This window comes from Microcoleus sp. bin48.metabat.b7b8b9.023 (assembly GCF_013299185.1).
In the GTDB taxonomy this organism is placed as follows: domain Bacteria; phylum Cyanobacteriota; class Cyanobacteriia; order Cyanobacteriales; family Microcoleaceae; genus Microcoleus.
This window is the reverse complement of sequence record NZ_JAAFKG010000001.1, coordinates 149,664-170,311: the sequence shown is the minus strand read 5'-3', so window position 1 is coordinate 170,311 and position 20,648 is coordinate 149,664. Positions and strand designations below refer to the sequence as shown.

Below are 20,648 nucleotides of genomic sequence, written 5' to 3'. Positions count from 1 at the left end.
TGATTGGTCATTAGTTAACTGTCAACTGTCAACTGTCAACTGTCAACTGTCAACCTGATTGATTGTGTTCAATTCAAAGCACTAACTGCTTTGCTAACTTCCTCTAGTTTTTGCACGACTTCACCGCTGCTTAATAAATTTTCCGCTTCAATTAAGCCCGAGTTCATATCCAAACAAATTCCGCTGCGCCACAGATAAAATCCGCCGTTCCAGATAGCAGATTGCATCAGTTCTGAGGGTTTTCCTAACAAAACTTCCTGCATTTGTTTGAATAACTCAGATGCTGATTCAAAGGCGGGATTTGTACTGCTAAAACCGTAATCTCCGTGGGCTAAAAGCACTCGCTCGAACTCGGCGCCCGGTTTAGCAATGCCGATAATTGCAGTTCGATCGCGCGGCAAGTCGCAACTGCCCTCCAATCCTTTGACTGTGGTATAATTCTTGACTCCCCGCAACTCAAAGGCTGCTTGAAACATACCCTCTGTAGGCGGGTGCACGTAGCCTGAGATGACGTTAACGTCGCCGGCGCAGGGACACCACATCAATTCCATTGTCGAAAAAGGCGGCCGTTTGCCGATTTCGCGGCGGTAGGGCACTAAACTCGCGGCTTGAGGAAAATGCTTGGGAAGGTAAACAAAACCTAAACCGGTATTGTCAAAAACTTGCTGGACTTTTTCTAAACTAAGTTTTCTCCAGTCAACTCCCAAACCGCGCCAAATTTCGATTAGGGGAATGCCTTCTTTGGTTGGCATTGTCTCCCCTCCGTGCATGACGGTTGGGACGCCAGAGGCGGCTAATATTAGGGCGGTTATTGGGCTAATTGGAGCGGTGCGCGATCGCCCGTCGTAGGCTACGCCAAACACGGCGACGCTAGAAACGGCAAATCCTTTTTCTCGGTTGGGAGGGGCAAGCATTGGCCCCAATTCTTCGTAAGCATCCAGCATTCCGGCTAATTCTTCGCCGGTGGGCCGTTTGATGCGATGGGAAATCATGAAAGCTCCGATTTGAGTCGGTGTTGCTTCTCCTAGCAGCATCATTCGCGTGGCTGCTGCTGATTGCGATCGAGTTAAGTTTTCTCCTGTGTGTATTCCGCTGCCAATTTTTCGCAGCAATTCTCTAAATGCGTCACTCATAATTATTGAAGTTGGGAATTTGTCAGTTGTCAGTTGTCAGTTGTTAGTTGTTAGTTGTTAGTTGTTAGTTGTTAGTTGTTAGTCGTCATTGGTTGTTGGTTGTTGTTATTGGTTATTAGTAATTGGTGACGCCCTCAAATCTCAAATCTCAAATTTCAAATCTCAATTAGAAATAGATATTAATTTCAGGATTTTACTACTTTGATGACATCACGTGGTGGCACAAGTTCCCGTACTAGATTCCAGAAATGGGCGATCGGCGGAATTTGCATTCGATCGTGAGTTGTTACCAACACCACTTCGCGAGTCCAAGTCGGATCGATCGCCGATTGTCCGTTAGGGAAGCCCTCGAAGAGGATCGCCGAAACCTTGGAATTTGCGCTTTCTTGAGCGATCGAGCGAATTGCTAAAGTGCGATCGGCCTTAGCGTCTAGCAAAGCTGAATGCGGCAGCAAAGCAATCAATTCTCCCTGGCGCACCACGCCTCGAAAAGCATCGAGAGTGTTGAGTTCCAAAACAGCATGAAGTTTAGCACCGATGCGTCCGAATTGCTCTTGTACCATGCGCTGCATTCCGTACCCGTCCTTAAACACCACTTGCGGGTAACAAATCAATTCCGGCCAAGGTACTCGATCGTACTGGGCCAGGGGATGACTCGCGGCCATTAATACCTCGATCGGCTCATTGTAGAGCACCTCAACCAACATTTCCGGGGCTTGAGTAAAATAGCGGTTGTTCATCACCACCGCGATGTCCACCAAACCGTCTTTGAGAACTTTCAAAGCTCGATCGCTTCCCAGGGATGTCACGCGCAACTGCACCTCAGGATAGCTGCGACAAAACCTTTGCAGCACAGGCGGTAAATAAGCAGCGCAAACCGAGTGAATCGCAGCCACGCAAAGTTCCGGCTGCTTTCCCGCCAGCAAGTCTCCCAATTCTTCCGCAGCATTTCGCCAACTCTGACAGATTTTGCGAGCGTGAGGTAACAGGCGTTCCCCTCCCACTGTCAGCTTGGCATGGGCGGTGCGGTGAAACAGCGACAAACCCACCTCCGCTTCAAGTCCCTGCACTTGACGGCTAATAGTCGATTGGGTAACGCCGCACTTCCGGGCTGCTTGCTGAAAGCTACCGGTTTCAGCAACTGAAAGAAATGCTTGAAGCTGCTCTAAGCGCATGGATGTTTAATTCGAGATGGTTTGAGAAATTTGACTGGGAGATCGTCAGAGACTTTAGAGACATTAACCGATTGAGTAGAATAATTTAGTACAGCTTGATACAGGTGCAGATTAGTTTGGATTCTGGTTCTAGAGGCGCGGATGCTTGGCCCTATAAATTAATTTGCTCGGTTAGGATTTATTAGGCTAAATAAGACTTAGACTATTCCATTCTCCTCTATTGAATCCATTATATTATATGAACGGGCAATTTTATCAATCATAACGATTCTGTTGAGCAAAATTGAGCGAGCGATGTTTTCAAGTTGGCAACTCACGATCGCAAATTAAATAATTTACACAGTTTTGTGGGATGGGCCCAAAGAGCCCGTTCAGAAAGGACGGGCTCTTTGGGCCCATCCCACAAGAATTATCAAATTGTATGTAAGTTGTTTAATTCTCATTCCTAAGCAGCTTCGATCGACTGTACAGTGGCAGTGGTTTTTTCCAGGACTTTAGCTAAGTTTTTTAGATAAAATCAAAAGTTGAAATTTAGCATTTTATATCGTATATTTTTGTGAAGATTATAGTATCTAACTCTCCGTATTACTGTCAACGAATGTCCGAATCTTGCCGACAGGTTGAAATCTGCGATAAACTTTCATCCGCCGCCTAAAGTTATTGTTGTTTTCGGTTTTTTTGTGTATTGTAAAACTTCGTTGAGTTTATAAGAAATTATAAACAATGGTAGTATGATATTATCATGGTGGTCGAGTGAACTACACATAGGTTAAAAAATGGAAGCCTTAAATGCAGCTAACAGAAAGGCACATCATTAAATCGACGGAATATCGTTTCACTGAAATTGACACACTAGCTTTTAAATCAAAAAATCTCTACAATGCGGCCAACTACGTCATTCGTCAGAGTTTCATTTATGGATGGGGCTATGTCGGCTACAACGAAATGAATTGCTTGATGAAGTCCCACGAGGCATACAAAGCCCTGCCAGCTAAAGTAAGCCAGCAAATCTTGATGGTGTTAGACAAAAACTGGAAATCATTTTTTGAGGCTCTCAAGGCTTACAAAAAAGATTCCTCTAAATTTACTGGCCCTCCAAAACTGCCAAAGTACAAAGATAAAGTCAAAGGTCGAAATATCCTAGTTTATACAATTCAGGCGATTAGCAGCAAGCAACTGAAGAAAGGAATCATTAAGCTGTCGGGTACTGAGATTTTAATCAAAACCAAAGTAAACCCCGAACGAATCTGCCAAGTCAGACTGGTTCCCAAATGCGATGCTTATGTAATTGAGGTAATTTATAATGAGCCGGAGTCCACCGCTAGTAGTAGCAACTTCGTAGCTAGTATCGATTTAGGACTGAATAATTTAGCGGCGCTAACTTCAAATCAACCGGGATTTATTCCTTTGTTGATTAACGGGCGACCATTGAAGTCAATTAACCAGTTCTACAATAAACGCTCATCGCGATTGCAGTCTCAATTGAAAGGTAGTCGCAAAACCTCATCACGCATTCAACGCTTAACCCGGTGTCGCAACCAAAAAGTCGATAATTACTTGCATCACACAAGTCGATTAATAGTCGAACTTTTGACAACTCATCAAATTGGGACGCTAGTAATTGGCAAAAATGCACAGTGGAAAACAGAAATTGACCTGGGAAAACGAACTAATCAAAACTTTGTCAGCATTCCTCACGCTCGACTAATTGAGATGTTGGAATACAAAGCTCGATTGGTGGGAATTAAGGTGATAGTGCAAGAAGAATCTTACACGTCTAAATCGAGCTTCTTGAATCTAGATCCAATTCCTGTGTACGGGTCTACTGGCGCTTTGGATGTCATATTTAGTGGCAGGCGAATCAAAAGAGGATTATACAGAACATTAGCCGGTCAATTAATTAACTCTGATGTGAACGGTTCTTACAACATCCTCAGAAAAGCAATCCCAAATGCGTTTAGCAATGGGATAGAGAGCTGCGTAGTTCAGCCGAGGCGGGTTAATCCGCTCAAAGTAAAAGTGAAGGGGGAGGGATTTAACGCCTCCCATGTCATGTAATAAATGACTATACTTTTACCAGCTATAAACTAGGAATTAGCGGGTCAGCAACACAAGTGCAAGTACGATCGATCGCACAGGAAAGGCGAAATGCAGAATTTTCTTAAGATTATGTCATTTAAGCACAATTTTATGCCCCAAGGTGGATGGGAAGAGTGGCAATCGCAGTTAGTGGGATTGCACGCGGTGAGCGATTTGTTAATTGCCTTGGCTTATTACTCAATTCCAGCGATGCTGATCTACTTTGCCAGGAAGCAGCGGGACGTGCCTGCAAGCAAGGGTTTTATCCTATTGGGACTCGGGTTTTTCTGCGGTGGCACAACTCACCTGATGCAAGTTTCGATGCTGGTGCATCCCAGTTATGCGCTGTCAAGTTTGCTCGCCGCCGTTACCGCTGTCATTTCTGTGTGGGCTGTGTTGGAATTGATGCCCTCGCTTTTTCAAGTGTTGGCTGCGGGGCGGGCGACACAATTAGCAGCAAATACAGCGCTGGAAACTCAAAAGGCCGATCGACCGCAAGCTGGCTGTACCTTTGAAAATCCCGTCCCATCCCCCAGCAGCGAACTCGGGCCAATTAACCAGCAATTGCTCCTAGAAATAGCGCAGTCGGAGGGAGTCCAACAACTCCTGCTGGAAATTGCCAACAAGCTGCAAGCAAGCGAAGAACGCTTTCGCGCTTTTCAGGAATTATCTCTAGACGGATTTAACGTGTTTCGCAGCATTCGAGACGGTTCCAAAATTGTCGATTTTGAATGGGAATACGTCAATCCCGCTGCGGCAAAAATTCAGCAAAGCACTCCGGGCGAATTGGTCGGAAAGCGATTGCTGCAAGTGCTGCCCGGTCATCAAGATAGCGGTTTGTTCGATCGTTACGTGCAAGTTGTAGAAACAGGAATTCCGCTCAATACTGAGATTTCTTACAACAGCGAAGGCATTGTCGGCTGGTTTCGGATTATGACCGTTAAATTGGGCGACGGTATGGCTATTTCTTTTAGCGATATTACTGACCGCAAGCAAGTAGAAGCATCCCTGGGCGACGCCCTGCAAAAACTGACTTCTCATTTTGAAAATACGCCCCTAGCTGTGATTGAGTGGGATGAAAATTTTCGCCTCAGTGGGTGGTCTCCGGCTGCTGAAAAGATTTTTGGGTGGAAGGCAACAGAAGTTTTAGGCAAGCATTTTAGCGAATGGAACTTTATTTTTGACGGCGATGTGAAAGATGTACAAGCGGCAATTGAGAGTTTGAAAAACCAACACGAACGGTGCAATGTCGTTCGCAACAGCAATTATGATAAGTCGGGTTCTTTGGTGCATTGCGAGTGGCACAATTCGGCTTTTTACAGCGATTCTGGACAGTTGATCTCGATGCTGTCTCTGGTTTTGGACGTGACGGAACGCTTTAAGTTTATGGAAGTGCTGCGACAGTCAGAAGAGCGGTTTCGGATTGCGGCAGAAAGTGCTAGCGATTTAATTTACGAATGGGATATCGAGACCGGTATCGTGCTGTGGTTTGGTCGTGTAGATGAAATTTTGGGGTACAAAAAAGGCAGATTTCCGAGGACGAGAGCAGCTTGGAACAGTATTTTAAATTCGGAAGACCGATCGCAAATCGAGGCCGCAGTCGATCGATATTTGAGCGGGCCAGACAATTGGACTGCCCCATTTTTGCAGGAATACCGCGTGCAATGCTCCGGTGGTGGCTTGCTCCACTGGATCGATCGGGGCAAAGTAGTTCTTGACAAACAAGGCCATCCGTGGAAATGGATCGGCGTCATTAGCGACATCAGCGATCGCAAAGAGGCCGAAGAACAGCGAAATCAGGCTTGGGCGCGGGAACAAACCGCCCGTCGCGCAGCCGAAGCTAGCGAACATTTGTACCGCATCCTCGCAGAAACTATCCCCCAAATAGTTTGGACTGCTTGGCCTGACGGCTGGATCGACTACTACAACCAACGCTGGTTTGAATACACCGGTTTGACCCTAGAAAAAACTCAAGGCTGGGGGTGGCAGCCAGTGGTACATCCAGATGACTTGGAAAATTGCCTGGAACACTGGAATGAGTCGGTGCAGATGGGGGAGACCTACGAGGTGGAATACCGCTTGAAACGGGCATCTGACGGGGTTTACCGCTGGCATCTGGGTCGCGCCATGCCAGTGCGGGACGCTGACGGAAACATCCTCAAGTGGTTCGGGACTTGTACTGATATTGACGATCGCCAGCGATCGGCCGCCACAGCGGATTTGCGCGCCCGAGCTTTGGCTGTGCTCTCATCGGCTTCTTTGAATTACCAAGAGGCGCTGCAAGATTTGGCAGATTTAGCAGTACCGGGGCTGGGGGATTGGTGCTGCGTGCATTTAATCGAGGCTGACGGCTCGATCGGCTTGCAAGCAGTTGCTCACTCAGATCCGAGCAAAGTCGCTCTGTTGTGGCAAATCGATCGCCGTTTGCCGGTAGACCCCCAGGGACGCCACGGAGTAGCAAAGGTGCTGCGGACTGGGGAATCGAAGCTCTACCCAGAAATACCGCATTGGGCGATCGAGGCGGTGCTGTCGGACAACGAACTGTTGGAAGTGCTGTGCTACCAGAACCCGCTGTCGGCAATCTGCGTGCCGCTGATCGCTCGCGGGCGGACGCTGGGAGCGATTTCGTTGCTGTGCGGAGAGTCCGGCCGCCGCTGTTGCGAGGGCGATTTGATTTTGCTCTCGGATTTGGCGCGGGATGCGGCGGTGGCGATCGATAATGCGCGGCTTTACCGGGAAGCAGCGGAGGCCAACCGGATTAAAGACGAGTTTTTGGCAACGCTTTCTCACGAGTTGCGGACGCCTCTGAATGCAGTTGTCGGCTGGGCCCAGATACTGCGACAGCGCAAGTTGAGTGCCGAAAAAACGGCTGTGGGTTTGGAGACGATCGAGCGAAACGGGCGGTTGCAGACTCAGATGATTGAGGATTTGCTGGACGTTTCCCGGATTGTGAGTGGCAAAGTGTGTTTGAAGCTGCGCCCCGTGGATTTGGTGCCGATTGTAGAAACCGCAGTCAAAGCGCTCGCCCCTGATGCTGAAGCTCGGGGAGTTGAATTGGCGACTTTTTATGGCGAAGGGGTGAGCTTGGTGAGGGGCGATGCTACTCGTTTGCAGCAGGTTGTGTGGAATTTGGTCTCGAATGCCATTAAGTTTACGCCACCGTCCGGTAGCGTGGAAATCAGGCTCTCGGAGGAGGGGGAACCGCGATCGGCTCCTAGTGCGATGTTGTCTCCGTCTCCGGTTCGCTCTGTGACGATCGCCGTTACCGATACAGGAATTGGCATCAGCAAGGAGTTTTTGCCCTTTGTGTTCGATCGCTTCCGCCAAGCTGACAGCAGTCATACACGCAATTACGGCGGGTTGGGAATCGGATTGGCGATCGTCCGCCATCTCGTGGAACTCCATGGCGGCACTGTCTGGGCCCAAAGTCCCGGCCTGGGACTCGGCTCGACTTTCGGTGTGCGATTGCCTATTGAAAAGAGGTAAAGAAGACAGTTAACCTGTGGTAGGGGCAGTGTTCGTAGTGCGGACTTCAGTCCGCAGCCAGAAAGCGGACTGAAGTCCGCACTACGAACCTTTAAAGAAGTGCGATCCTAATTCTCTTGCCATTCTTGCAGGGCGATCGCAATTCCCTGTTTTAATCTGGGTTCGAGACTTGGACGATCGACTAAACTTGCTAATTGCTGCCGAACCTCTCCCCCACCCAGCCGTTTGAGTGCTGATAAACTATGCAGTCTGACGCTGTTATCGGCATCTGCCAACAGTTGAACCAACACATCTAAAGCTCTGATATCTCCTAATTGTCCTAACGCTAAAGCCAAAGATTGTTTGATTTGGGAAGACTGCACAGCGGGATGATTGCTCTCCAGCAAATCGATCGCAATTTCAGCAGCTTTGGCTTTTAATTCCAGCTTTTCCACTCGCCCCAAAACAGTGACAATCTCTTGACAAACAGCAGGATTCATGTTTTCAATTAATCGGTGTTCGCCGACAATTGGAATTGCAGAATTACTTGTCAATGTCTCGCCTTCCAAATCAGCAGCCGATCGCCAGATCAGCGCTTTTTGCAAATATTCTAAACCGGCAGTGGTTTCGCTCCAGCCGAGGGCGCGCACAGTTTCGATTTGCAATTCAAGGGGAGTTGCGGGCGATCGCAACAATTCAAATAAAGCCGCCGCCGCAGCATCGGTTTTTAGTCGCCCAATTGCGATCGCCGCTTCCTGACAAACTTCTAATCCGATATCCCAAAGCAAAGGTTTGAGCAACTTAACTAAATCTAATTCTGCATCTAAATAGGCGCGCACTCCCAAAGCCCGCACGGCTTCTTTTCTGACTGCTGTCGCCGGATCTTTGAGTGCACCTACCAGTATTGGCGGAATCCGAGAGTCGTGAAAACTACTCAACGCCTCAATAGCGCAAGCACGCACCGCAACTTGAGAATCTGTGACTACACTCAACAGCGGTGCGATAATTTCGGGGCGCCGAATTTGGGCGAGGGCTGCTGTAGCAAACTGTCGCGAGTCTGGTTGTTGCAGGAGATTTGTCAGGGATTCGATCGCACTCGTGCCGAAATTTCCTAGGGTTTCCGCCGCAATTTGGCTCAATTCTTCATCAGAATTTTCGATTAATTTGACTAAAGCTTGCATCACTTCCGGGCGATTCCCTTCGGGATAGCTAGGCTTCACAAACTTTCCGAGGATGCGGGCGGCAAACCACCGGGGCTCTGTATCTGCCTCTTCGTCTTCAAGCAAGGCGATTAAAGGTGCGATCGCGCCATTTCCCAGATTGGGCAATACTTTAGCAATTTCCCAGCGGTCTTGAAAATCCCCCCATTCTAAGGCTGCGATTGCTAAACTGACAGCTTGTTCCAAAATATGTGCTTCCGGCTGCTGACTGCCGTTTGCTGTCACTTGCTGCAAGCATTCCACTAAAAGAGGCCAGTTTTGGCGATCGGCAGCAGCCTGCGCTTGTTCTAAAATATTCGACATGATTTTAATTTAGCTTCAAGAAGGTAGATGACAGCTAGCGCAGAATGCGAGAGACTTTTCAGCAATCTTTTGCTATAATTATCAATTATTTAAGATTAATGTCAATCCATCACCATAGGTATAATGTAATTAAAGCATTAAATTCATGCACTTAAGTCATCCACCTGTTAAATTCTTAATTTGAAAAACCAAAATCGCAGTCGATCGCAGCTTTGAGACAACCAAGATAAAAACAACGACACCCAACCGCGATCTAATTATTTTTCCCAATTCCCAATTATTCATGAAAAAAGCTCTCCTTTTAGTAAACCAGCACTCCCGCAAAGGGAAAAATCTGTTATCTCAAGCCACTCTAAAATTACAAGCACTTGGTTTTGATTTAATTGTAGAATCAACCAACCGCGCCGATGAAATTCCCGACACAATTCGGCGCCACCAAAATCAAGTCGAATTAGTCATCGTCGGCGGAGGCGACGGCACACTCAACTGCGCCATAGAAGGTTTGATAGACACTAAATTACCCTTAGGTATTTTGCCCATGGGAACTGCCAACGATTTAGCCCGCACTCTGAAAATTCCTACAGATTTATCCGCAGCTTGTCAATTAATTGCCAGCGGCAAAGTTCGGCTCATAGACTTAGGTTGGGTGAACGGCCAGCATTTTTTTAATGTAGCGAGTTTAGGATTGAGCGTGCAAATTACCCAGCGCCTGACTAAAGACGCCAAGCAGCGCTGGGGAGTTTTAGCTTATGCTTTTACCGCTTTGCAAACAATTTGGGAATCGCGACCATTCAGAGCAGAAATCAAGGTCAACAACCAATCTTTTAATGTTAAAACTATTCAAATAGCCATTGGCAACGGCCGCTATTACGGCGGCGGCATGACAGTTGCCGAAGATGCAACCATCGACGATAAGCGACTAGATTTGTATAGTTTAGAAACAAAAAATTGGTGGGAAATCATTGCTTTGCTGCCAGCGATGAGGCAAGGAAATCATAACAGTTGGCCAAACGTTCGCGCCTTGCACGCTCAAGAAATTGAGATCAATACTAGCAAGCGCCGTCCGATTAATACCGACGGTGAAATTACCACTCAAACCCCTGCAAAATTCCGAGTGATTCCTAAAGCTTTAGCTGTTATAGCGCCTGTATAACCCACAACTCATATATCAGATAAGACGGCGGTTGAAACCGCGTCTACACAAACCAAGTCCGCCTCCGCGGACTAAAGAAAATTAACTGTTTTAACTCGTTGCCAGGCTGAAGCCTGGGAGCCTGGTAACGAGTTAAACTGCTTGCTCTTCAACCCGCGGAGGCGGGTTTTGTCTGTATAGACGCGGTTTCAACCGCCCGGTATTCTACAAATAAAAATACTGAGAATTAATAATCCCCTCCAGCGCCGTATTTCCAGGCTTCAACCAATCGGTGAAAATAGTATTGCTGTTGGGCCCCTAAATTTTTCACCTGCGGTTCTACCGCTTTCCCTAAAGGCTGCAATCCTGTATAAATCCCTAAATTCACATAATGAACCATCCAATCGAGCAAATTAGCTATCCCCACCTGCGGGACAATTTTCATCACCAATCCGGGATGGCTGATTGCTGTTTTAAACAAAGTTTGCGACAAAGCCGGAAACAGCACGATATCCTGAAGAAACGGCTTGAGCACTGGTTCTCCCAATTCTTCCATTATCCCAAATACAGCAGCCAAAAGTTGATTGATTTGATTGGGGTCTATTTTCTGATTCATCGCAGCACTCATCGAACGCTGAAACAACCAAGTAACTGATAGATTTGGTTGATACGGTTGCAAAAGTGCCAGGGAATTTTTGTCTAGACTTTCGCTGGTTAAAGCTTCGTCAATTCCGAGAGTCAAGCGTTTGAGGTGGCGCACCATTGCCCCGAAACCGCCGAAGCTGAGGGGCGATTGGCTGCCGCTGCTGTCTCCGACTGGAAGTATCCGATTCCAAGGCATTTTTAGAGGGCTTTGGCGGTAGCAGGGAAAGAATCCGTAGAGTGCTCTTTGGAATTTTAAGTGTTCGAGTTCGACGTTTTGATATTCGGGAAGCAAGCGCAAATAGTCTTCAAATAATGTTTCTAAACTAAATCTTTCTGTGTCGGCATCTATATAGGTAAATAAGTAAGTCGTGCGCCCGTCTCTGGCGGGAAATGCTTCCCAAAAATATTGGCACTGATTTTGCATGGGGGTGAAGGATGCAAAGATATCGCCAGTGTCATTTTTGGGGTATCCTTGGGCGCAACTGCCGACTACTAAACATACGGCGTCGGGTTTTTTGCCTTGTCTGGCCTGGCGGACAATGGGCGAAAAATGTCCCATTGCGTCTAATAATAATCTGGTTGTAAATGCAGTGTTGACATTTTGTGAGTCGGTATTTTCTGATTCTACTATAACTCCGTTGGGGTGAATTGTTGCTGTTTTAAATGGTGTATTTTCAAATAGTTTTCCTCCGGAATTGAGAAATTTCTGTTTGAGGGTTTCGAGGAGGTAAATAGGATCGATGCCGATGTTGAGTACGTCGCGAACCCAGATGTCGGGGGTGTTGCTAAAGCTGATGCGGGCTGGGTTGTATTCGGTGGCAATTGCTTTGTCTATTTCTGCAACTGAAAGCAAGTTTAGTTCTAAGAATGCGTCTAATTCTTTGCGTGAAATGTTCCATTCTTGTTCGCGCCCTCGCAGGATGCCGCGTTCGAGCAAGGCTACTCGCCAACCGCGTACTGCTAAGGCTGTACCGATTAATATTCCTAGGGTTCCGCCGCTGATAACTATGTCGAAGTCGAGGGTTTCTAGGGGTTGTTGGCTGTGTTTGACGGCTGCGGGTGTTGGGGCGGTGTTTTGTTTGAGGTTTTCCCAGAGTCGATCGACCTTTCGCAGGCCTCCAAGGGCGTCTCCCGGCACTTGGGAGAGAATTTTTTCGGTGAGGGACATGGGATTTTAATATTTAAGAGCGGTTAATTTGATATAATTTAGCTTAAAATTTGGTCTGCATTTAAATTTAAGTTTCGTGGGATGGGCGTCCCGCCCGTTATTTTCATGACGGGCGGGACGCCCATCCCACAAGAACCATCAAATTGTAAGTTTTTGATAAGTAGGGTGCGTCAGCTAGGATGATTTTGGTGACAAACCCACAATCTCACACCTGACGCACGCCGGGAATCATCTTATATCCGGTGGATTACCATCACAAAAACAGTTTGTAGTGCGCCCGAAAGCTCGCAGCATTTTCCAGGGCGTTTTTATTGTCGTCAGACAAATTAGGTACGTAGTTGCGCTTGTGCGCTCTTTCCTAATATCAGCTAAGAGCGCACAAGCGCAACTACGTACCTTGGCCCAAACGCGAGCCGACCTTTGAGCGATATTTTTGGTAGTTTGAGATTTCCTATCCTGACAATAAAACCACCCTCCCATTCCGCAGCATTTTCGGACTGAAGTCCGTACTACGAACAAATCTTACTGCGGTTAATCGCACACGATATCAATGGTGCGTCAGCCTGAGACTTTGGGTGGTGATTGAAAATGTCACACCTGACGCACCCTACTTATTTGTCAACTGGTTTAATCAGGTGCGCTTAATTCTTCAACTCGCAGCCGATCGCACAAAATTCGCTCGCACACAATAGCACCCGTCTCGGCACTCCTGCAAACTTCTAACTGAGCTTCCGGGAGCGCTTCAAACAAAAAACGTTCTCCCGGAAACACCGTCCGCTCAAAATACCAATTCGGAATATTTGTAATCCGAGCAATTTGCATTTGGCTAGTAGTATTGAGATACCAACACAAAATACGCGCATCACGTTCCGAAATTACCTGAGTAAGTGTCATATTCATGTTTTTAACTTGTTTGTGAAATTGTGCAAGGTATCTGTCACCAGCCTCAGTCTAATATATATCCGCTCGCCTGTCAAAATCAAATTTTTCCCGACATTCTTTAGATTAATTAATAATTAATTAATTAATTAATTAATAAATAAATGTCCCTGAGGAAATAGTGGCGCCTTCCACTTGTTCCCAAGAAGGTGCAAAAGGCGGCAGTGCTAAAGTGCAAGATTTCCATCCTCCTCGCACTGGTGCGCCTAACAATTGACAGTGACCCACGGCACCTCTTTGCATCTTGTAGTGACCGCAAAATTTACACTTAGAAGTCTGATTGCAGCCGCGATCGCTAATTACCCGATTGGGATTGCTGTGAATGTTGTGGCGTTCGAGAGTCAGGGTTTCCATCAAGATCTTTTTTAAATCGTCACTCTCAAGTATGACAGCCGGATTTCAGTCGTCGCGTCTATCTCAAGGCTTAGTTCGTTACTTAAGTTTTATTAAGGATCGATATAAAACACATTATTTTTGACATTATAAACCCAGGGAGCAATTTAATTTTGTTATTGTCGAATTGCTGGCTTTGGCTGGACGGGCGATCGCCTTAGCGCTGTGTATACCTCCTAAGACATAAGCTAATTATCCTCTCCTAACTTGCTGAACAAGTCGGCTAAAATTGTATTAGAAAACAAAAAACCTTCGGGATCGCTCAATCTCAAATTTCCCGAAAGCGGCAGTTTTTCACCTTCGGCTAAAGTGGCGATCGCCCCAGCATTCACAATTTCCACCAATCCCTGCCGCCAGTAGGGCTGCAAGCAATGCCAAATGCGATCGACAGTTTGCTGAGTAAACTTTTCAGTCAGCGCCGGCAGGTTAACTCCTGCTGCTAAACGCAAGCCTAGCATCAGCGTTTCTAACAAAACATCATTGTCTGAGACTTGAAAATTGGGTTCAATTGCTGGGTGAATATCGGTCTGGGTTTCCCCCCCCAGTTGGGCGGTAGCAGCAGAAGTTGTCTCGGAAAGATTTCGCACCCACTGATAATATTCTTGAGTTTTGCGAGGCCTTGTCAACCTCCGGCCTTCCACATAACTCGCCGCCCCCATCCCCAAGCCGTAGTAAGGGCGATTTTCCCAATAAACGCGGTTGTGCTGACACTGATAGCCCGGCCTAGCATAATTAGAAATTTCGTAATGTTCGTAGCCAGCATCAGTCAGAATTTCCTGCGCTAAACGGTACATTTGAGCAGCAGTTTCATCTGCTGGAAGCGGCTGGGAACCTGCTTCAAAGTATCGCCCGAAAGCTGTTCCCTTCTCAACAATTAAGTCGTAACTCGACAGGTGAGTCGGGCTAATTGCTACGGCTGATTTTAGGGAAGATTCCCATTGTTCTAAGGTTTGGTGCGGCAGTCCGGAAATTAGGTCTAAACTGAAATTGACAATCCCAGCCGATCGCACTATTTCTACTGCTTCCCAAATTTCTGCCACCGAGTGCGATCGGCCGCAAGCTTGCAGCAATTCATCCTGAAAAGCTTGCACTCCCAAACTAACTCGATTTACTCCCGCTGCGGCATATCCCCGCAACTGTTCTAAAGTAAATGTTCCAGGGTCAATTTCTATTGAAATTTCTGCCCCAGCAGCAATCCCAAATTTGCCGTCGATAGTTTCTAAAATATGGCTCAATTGACTGACAGAAAGTAGCGAAGGCGTGCCACCACCAAAAAAAACTGTCTTTAGAGATGTGCCTAAATTTCGAGTTTCTTGAATTTCTTGACACAGTACGGCAACGTATTGGACAATTGTGCCGGAATTTTCGCCATTTTTGCGATCGCCCACCACAAAAACCGGAAAGTCGCAGTAGTAACAGCGGCGGCGACAAAAAGGTACGTGCAGGTAAGCCGAACTCGGAATGCCGAAATTTGACACCTGCCCACTTTTTGGGAATTCAAATGTTAAATAATCTGTGGTAGGGTTCATTACATTTCCAGCCAAAAGTGCAACTTCAAATCTAAAGTTTTAATTAAACCGTCATGAATAATTATGTATATTGTGACATTTTCTTAGCAATAACGCACTGCGAACGATGGCGTCGGGCCCCACAAGTTACGGCTATTGTAGCTCGATATCCTAGCGATGGCGATCGGCAGAAATTCCCGAACAGGTTGCAGGGCGGTCTATTGGCACCTCGTGTCTGCCCGTGAAGGGGCGCGCTAAATGCCGCGAAGCACGGGTAGCAGATCCGCATTCACGGTACAGGCGCGAAATATAAGTTCATAAAAATTGGTGAGTAAAGATAGCGATATCCGATCGCAACTACGAAAAAACTATCAGCACTCGAAAGATATAATGTAAACACATTCATTAACCTAGAACTAATGCTAGACGCAATCATAATTATCTCATTCATAATTGCAGGCGGAGGAATCGGCTATTACGGAGTCGAGCTCCTGCCAAACAACCTGCTGGAGCAAGTTACAAATATACAAGGCCTAAGTTCGGTACTCGGCTCGTTTGGAGCATTAATCGGCTTCGTGTTGGGATTAGTGGCTCAAACAACCTACCGGCGGGTAGAAAAGCAAGTCCGCGATATGCCGGTGGAAATGCTGCTGACAAGGGCTATAGGCTTAATCATCGGGTTGCTAGTCGCCAACTTAATGCTGGCTCCGCTGTTTTTGCTGCCAATTCCCCGCGAGTTCGGCTTCATCAAACCGCTAGTCGCAGTATTGGGTAGCGTCATGTTCGGCTTCACAGGCGTCAGTTTGACAGACACCCACGGCCGCGCTTTCCTGCGACTGATCAACCCCAAAAGCTTAGACACCACAGTGTTGATAGGCGAAGGTAATTTCAAGCCAACAAGTGCCAAAGTTGTCGATACAAGCTGCATTATTGACGGCCGGATTGAAAACCTGCTAGAAACAGGCTTCCTCGAAGGTCAAATTATCATCCCGCAATTCGTGCTGCAAGAACTGCAACTGATAGCTGATTCCGCCAACGATCAAAAGCGAGTGCGCGGGCGTCGCGGCTTAGATATTCTCAACCGCATCAAAGAAACATATCCAGAACGGATTCAAATTCACTCGGCTGACTACGAAGAGATTGCCACAGTCGATGCTAAATTAGTCCGATTTGCTTTGGATATCGACGGCATTTTGCTCACCAACGATTACAACTTGTCGAAAGTAGCTACCGTTCAAAAACTGCCCGTTTTAAATATCAACGATTTGACTCATGCAGTGCGCCCGACTTATTTGCCGGGAGATACGATCGAACTAAAAATCCGCAAAGAAGGCAAAGAACCGTCTCAGGGAATCGGTTACTTGGATGACGGCACAATGGTTGTCGTAGAAGCAGGCAGCAGCTACGTCGGCGCCGAAGCCCGAGTCGTAGTCACTAGCGCCTTGCAAACTAGCGCGGGCCGCATGATTTTTGCCCGCCCTCAAGAGTCAGTTATTGCTTGAAACTGAGAAACAATGACCAGAGGAATTAGAATCAAATATTGCGATCGCTGTTCCCAATCTGCCCCGATTCTCTACCGCGCCCGGTATGACGAGTCGGGGCAGTGGTTTTTTCTGTGTCTTAACTGTTGGGAATTGGTAAGCAAAAACAATGCTTTGTACTTCTACGGCGGCACTTGGAAAGCCAGCAAGAAGAAATAAAGTTTGTAGTGAGGACTTTAGTCCGCTGTTTGTAGTGAGGACTTTAGTCCGCCCTCTGCCGTTTAGTCGCTCAGGACTAAAGTCCTTATTACGAACAATTTTGATGAATTAGAGCAGTATCGCATCTTCATACAATGCCTCGATCGCACAGCTAAAATCAATACTAGCAAACTGAACGTCTTGCCCTTGAGTATAAGGATAAAGCACCCACAAACCCTCTGCATTCCGGCGAAAACACTCTACACTAACTCTTTCTTGATTGATTAAGACATACTCTTGCAAAATTTCAGAAGTGCGGTAATCGGCAAACTTTTCGCCTCTGTCAAAAGCCGCTGTTGTCGGCGATAAGACTTCCACAATTAAGCGCGGGTAGATAATGAAATCTTCAGCAGTATTTCTGTCCCGTTCATCGCAAGTCACCGCTACATCGGGATAGTAATAACAATTTGCGGCCTCAATCCGAACTTTTATGTCTGCCACGTAAGGTATACAGCCACTTCCCCGAAGATTATTTCTCAAAAGAGCAAACACGTTTCCCGTAATAATGACATGAGCTTTGCTTGCTCCTGCCATTGCATAGATTTCACCTTGTCTGTACTCGTGTTTGATGGGGCTGACTTTCTCGCCTGCTAAATAGTCTTCGGGGGAGACGTAGGTGTCGCTTTTACTTGCAACCATATAATTTTGAGGTGGGTGAGGATTACACAATTATAGCTCGTCGATGCGCGATCGCTCAGAATACCAGGCGGTTGAAACGGCGTCTGTACAAACTCTCATCCCAACCCAGAGGGGTTGAAGAGCGGTTAAAATTAGCAGAAAGAATTAGTTGAAAGCCTATCCCTTATAAGGAGAAATAAAAAGAAAACTATTTATTACTCCAATCCTCTTCCTTCTAGGTCAACTGATGTCCTAGGTTAACCATTCGACTACGTTCACGGCAAGCTGTCAACTGTCAACTGTAGACAAGATTGCATAAGTCTTCGATCGATCCTGCAACCGCAGATGTCAGACAGATAAACACAGGTAAACGCAGATAATTTCAGGGTGTTTTCCGATTTTTGCAAGAGGTCTTGTCAACTGTCAACTGTCAACTGTCAACTGTCTTTGGGGTTTGTTACGAAAAATAAATGTTCCGATTGTTGACAACTGCTATCTCTATAGATACGATTCACTTAGCGATCGCTAAAATTTCAGATTTCAAAAGATGCTGTTTAACTCCACATTATTTTTGGTCTTTTTGGTGGTGGTGGTGTATGTCTATTACTTGCTGACACCGCAATACCGACGTTGGTTTTTGTTATTGGCTAGCTACTGCTTTTATTGGGTGTGGAGCGTACCTTACTCACTCCTAATGGTTTTATATACCCTGCTAGCTTATATAACAGCTCGCATCATAGAGTCATCAACTAAAAATAGAGATAGAACTACTGCCTTAATTGCTTTCCTGGTTGTAGTTATAAGCACTCTCTGCGTTTTCAAATACGCAAACTTTTTTTCGGCTTCGGCACACTCCCTGTTGGGATTTTATCCTTGGCCTAAACTAAATCTACTATTGCCTCTGGGTATTTCTTTTTACACATTCCAGACGATCGGTTACATAGTCGATGTCTACAAGGGCGTTACACCTGCTCAAAAGTCATTTCTCGACTTAGCACTGTACGTCATTTTCTTCCCTAATCTGGTTGCTGGCCCGATCGTCCGCGCGAAGGTTCTCATGCCCCAGTTGACCTGCGAGTCAGCGGTAGACTGGGTTCAGATCCGCAGCGGCATTGCCCAAATCATCTGGGGGATGCTGAAAAAAGTTTATATAGCTGACCCGATGGCATCAATTACCAGTGAGGCTTTTAGTGGGCCCCAGAGCGTTTCCGGGTTGGGGTTGTTACTAGCTACGTTCGCCTTTACAGTTCAAGTCTACTGCGACTTTTCTGGTTATTCAGATATGGCGATCGGTTCTGCCCGCCTATTCGGAATAGAACTGCCGAAAAATTTTGACAGGCCTTATCTGGCCTACAGCATTACTGATTTCTGGCGCCGCTGGCACATTTCACTGTCAAATTGGCTGCGCGACTATCTTTACATTCCCCTGGGTGGCAACCGGCAGGGCCAACTCCGTACCTATGGAAACTTAATGATTACGATGCTGCTGGGAGGGCTCTGGCACGGTGCTGGATGGAACTGGGTTGCTTGGGGAGGTTTGCAAGGGGCAATGCTGTCAATGGAAAGAGCGTTTGGACTCTCCTCTGCACCTAAGTCGAAAGCCAGTTATTTCCTGCACTGGCTGTTGACCTTTTTTGTGATTTGTACTTCTTGGGTACTCTTTGCATCATCTGATTTGAACAGTGCGGGTGTGGTATTTCAGCGGATATTGACTTTTGCTGATGGCCGGATACCTATTGACTATCGCCCGATATTCTACCTGGCGCTAGTTTTGCTAGCTCAATGGGGGGATGTGAAGCAACGATGGATGAGTTGGGCTCAGATGCACCCAAATTTGCTCAAGTGGATTGTTTGTACGATCGCAATTGCGCTGATATTTACCTTTGCCGGCGCCTCAAGTTCAAATTTCATTTACTTCCAGTTCTAATCGGATCGATCAGTTATGCTCCCAATATTTAATGACCAAGCACTTTCCCATATAAAAACCGCATTTCGCCGCACCACCGCAGACTTGTCAAAGCTATTGTTAGCAGCTTTATTATTGGAAGGAATGCTGCAAGTTATTGCTCCTGAGTACAAAAATAACGTTTACGATCGCCAATTTACAGGAGGTCGTCCCATCGCGATGAGCAGTGCGGGAAATCGCGGCCCCCTGCTGCCGGTTCAGAAACCCCCTGGCGAAGTGCGAATCCTCGGGATGGGGGATTCAACAACATTTGGGACTGGGATTGGTGCAGAAGATACTTGGCCAGCTCAACTAGCAACTGTTTTTCAGAAAAATGGTGCCAAAGCAACCTATATCAACAGCGCTATAGAAGGTTATACGGTCAAAGAAATTAACTATGTTTATCGCAACCAGTGGTCGGCCTACAAACCAGATATAGTAGTGCTGGCTGTAGACAACAACATGGTCTCAATGACGTGGTTTCGCCGCGAGGACAAAGGTGCGCCGAAAAACCCCTATCTAGAGCCTGCCCCTCAATCCAAACTGGACAATTTGAAAAACGGATTAAAACAAGTTACTCACGTCTTAGCTTCTCCTTCCTGGCTGAGAATCAACTCCCAAAAATGCTTGTACTTGCTAGGTTTATCAAATAACAACATCAACCCGGAAGTTCCTTTGGGCGCAACGGTAGCCTCTGGCTGGAAGCAGGCTAATGTACCTCCAGATCTCCCCGATCGCGTTTGGAAGCAGTTTGAAGAAGATTTGAGCGTACTCCGAGACTCCGTTGCTGCTGACGGTCGATCGCTGGTTGTAGTTTACTTACCTGCTCGCTTTATTGCTTTTGACGGGTTTTTTGACAACGAGCAGCGAGTGCCAAAAAATCGGCTGACTATCGACGCGGGCAAGCGACTTGGGGAAATTAGTCAGTCACTCGGTGTACCCTATCTCGATGGTACCGAACCAGTCCGTCGGGGTCGATCGCAAATTGCCAAAAAAGAAGGTCGTTCTGCTCCCATGTATATTAAGTTTGATAGTATCCACCTTGATAAAGACGGCAATCAAGCTGTTGCTGAAGGGTTGTTCGATCTCGTTAGCAAATCTGAAAAAGCTCGATAAAATCTGTCTGTCGTGTTGAATGGTTTGTAGTGCGGACTTCAGTCCGCAGCCTAAAAGCGGACTGAAGTCC

Annotated in this window: 16 protein-coding genes; 7 read left to right on the top strand and 9 right to left on the bottom strand. The window is 46.8% G+C overall.

Annotated features, from left to right (window positions below; genetic code table 11):
• Nucleotides 1–68: 68 nt before the first annotated feature.
• Both QZW82_RS00770 and QZW82_RS00765 read right to left on the bottom strand, forming a co-directional pair.
• On the bottom strand, nt 69–1,133 hold the full coding sequence (locus tag QZW82_RS00770; protein ID WP_293142937.1) for an anthranilate phosphoribosyltransferase family protein: 1,065 nt from the start codon (nt 1,131–1,133) through the stop codon (nt 69–71).
• Between the two features lie 185 nt (nt 1,134–1,318).
• Nucleotides 1,319–2,308, bottom strand: coding sequence for a LysR family transcriptional regulator (locus QZW82_RS00765; protein ID WP_293142934.1), 990 nt, complete (start codon nt 2,306–2,308; stop codon nt 1,319–1,321).
• A gap of 789 nt (nt 2,309–3,097) precedes the next feature.
• Between QZW82_RS00765 and QZW82_RS00760 the strand changes: the two genes are divergently transcribed.
• Both QZW82_RS00760 and QZW82_RS00755 read left to right on the top strand, forming a co-directional pair.
• Nucleotides 3,098–4,366, top strand: coding sequence for a transposase (locus QZW82_RS00760; RefSeq protein WP_293142931.1), 1,269 nt, complete (start codon nt 3,098–3,100; stop codon nt 4,364–4,366).
• Nucleotides 4,367–4,456: 90 nt separating this feature from the next.
• Nucleotides 4,457–7,873, top strand: a complete 3,417-nt coding sequence (locus tag QZW82_RS00755) for a PAS domain S-box protein (protein ID WP_293142928.1) — start codon at nt 4,457–4,459, stop codon at nt 7,871–7,873.
• A gap of 107 nt (nt 7,874–7,980) precedes the next feature.
• Here the strand turns inward: QZW82_RS00755 and QZW82_RS00750 are convergent, their stop codons facing one another.
• Nucleotides 7,981–9,375, bottom strand: a complete 1,395-nt coding sequence (locus QZW82_RS00750; protein ID WP_293142925.1) for a HEAT repeat domain-containing protein — start codon at nt 9,373–9,375, stop codon at nt 7,981–7,983.
• Between the two features lie 156 nt (nt 9,376–9,531).
• The gene (locus tag QZW82_RS00745; RefSeq protein ID WP_293142922.1) at nt 9,532–9,660 is read right to left on the bottom strand and encodes a hypothetical protein; all 129 of its coding nucleotides are present in this window, start codon (nt 9,658–9,660) and stop codon (nt 9,532–9,534) included.
• Here QZW82_RS00745 and QZW82_RS00740 point away from each other — a divergent pair.
• Nucleotides 9,659–10,528, top strand: a complete 870-nt coding sequence (locus QZW82_RS00740; protein WP_293142919.1) for a lipid kinase — start codon at nt 9,659–9,661, stop codon at nt 10,526–10,528. The genes QZW82_RS00745 and QZW82_RS00740 overlap by 2 nt on opposite strands.
• Nucleotides 10,529–10,754: 226 nt before the next feature.
• Here QZW82_RS00740 and QZW82_RS00735 read toward each other — a convergent pair whose 3' ends face one another.
• The 4 genes from QZW82_RS00735 to hemW all read right to left on the bottom strand — a co-directional run bounded on the left by QZW82_RS00735 (nt 10,755) and on the right by hemW (nt 15,181).
• Nucleotides 10,755–12,320 carry an FAD-binding oxidoreductase gene (locus QZW82_RS00735; protein ID WP_293142916.1) on the bottom strand — a complete coding sequence of 522 codons (1,566 nt, stop codon included), beginning with the start codon at nt 12,318–12,320 and terminating at the stop codon, nt 10,755–10,757.
• 627 nt (nt 12,321–12,947) lie between these two features.
• Nucleotides 12,948–13,214 (bottom strand): DUF1830 domain-containing protein, encoded by a 267-nt coding sequence (locus tag QZW82_RS00730; RefSeq protein WP_293142913.1) that lies wholly within the window; start codon nt 13,212–13,214, stop codon nt 12,948–12,950.
• A gap of 138 nt (nt 13,215–13,352) precedes the next feature.
• The gene (locus QZW82_RS00725) at nt 13,353–13,613 is read right to left on the bottom strand and encodes a hypothetical protein (RefSeq protein WP_293142910.1); all 261 of its coding nucleotides are present in this window, start codon (nt 13,611–13,613) and stop codon (nt 13,353–13,355) included.
• 227 nt (nt 13,614–13,840) lie between these two features.
• Nucleotides 13,841–15,181: a radical SAM family heme chaperone HemW gene (hemW, locus tag QZW82_RS00720; RefSeq protein WP_293142907.1), complete on the bottom strand. Its 1,341-nt coding sequence runs from the start codon at nt 15,179–15,181 to the stop codon at nt 13,841–13,843.
• A gap of 398 nt (nt 15,182–15,579) precedes the next feature.
• On the opposite strand from hemW, the gene QZW82_RS00715 reads away from it, so the two are divergent.
• The gene (locus QZW82_RS00715) at nt 15,580–16,662 is read left to right on the top strand and encodes a PIN/TRAM domain-containing protein (protein ID WP_293142905.1); all 1,083 of its coding nucleotides are present in this window, start codon (nt 15,580–15,582) and stop codon (nt 16,660–16,662) included.
• 12 nt (nt 16,663–16,674) lie between these two features.
• Nucleotides 16,675–16,860 (top strand): hypothetical protein, encoded by a 186-nt coding sequence (locus tag QZW82_RS00710; protein ID WP_293142902.1) that lies wholly within the window; start codon nt 16,675–16,677, stop codon nt 16,858–16,860.
• 108 nt (nt 16,861–16,968) lie between these two features.
• Here the strand turns inward: QZW82_RS00710 and QZW82_RS00705 are convergent, their stop codons facing one another.
• Nucleotides 16,969–17,538: a Uma2 family endonuclease gene (locus QZW82_RS00705; RefSeq protein ID WP_293142899.1), complete on the bottom strand. Its 570-nt coding sequence runs from the start codon at nt 17,536–17,538 to the stop codon at nt 16,969–16,971.
• 526 nt (nt 17,539–18,064) lie between these two features.
• On the opposite strand from QZW82_RS00705, the gene QZW82_RS00700 reads away from it, so the two are divergent.
• Both QZW82_RS00700 and QZW82_RS00695 read left to right on the top strand, forming a co-directional pair.
• Complete coding sequence (locus QZW82_RS00700) at nt 18,065–19,444, top strand: MBOAT family O-acyltransferase (protein WP_293142896.1); 1,380 nt, start codon at nt 18,065–18,067, stop codon at nt 19,442–19,444.
• A gap of 15 nt (nt 19,445–19,459) precedes the next feature.
• The gene (locus tag QZW82_RS00695; protein ID WP_293142893.1) at nt 19,460–20,578 is read left to right on the top strand and encodes a GDSL-type esterase/lipase family protein; all 1,119 of its coding nucleotides are present in this window, start codon (nt 19,460–19,462) and stop codon (nt 20,576–20,578) included.
• Nucleotides 20,579–20,648: the final 70 nt, after the last annotated feature.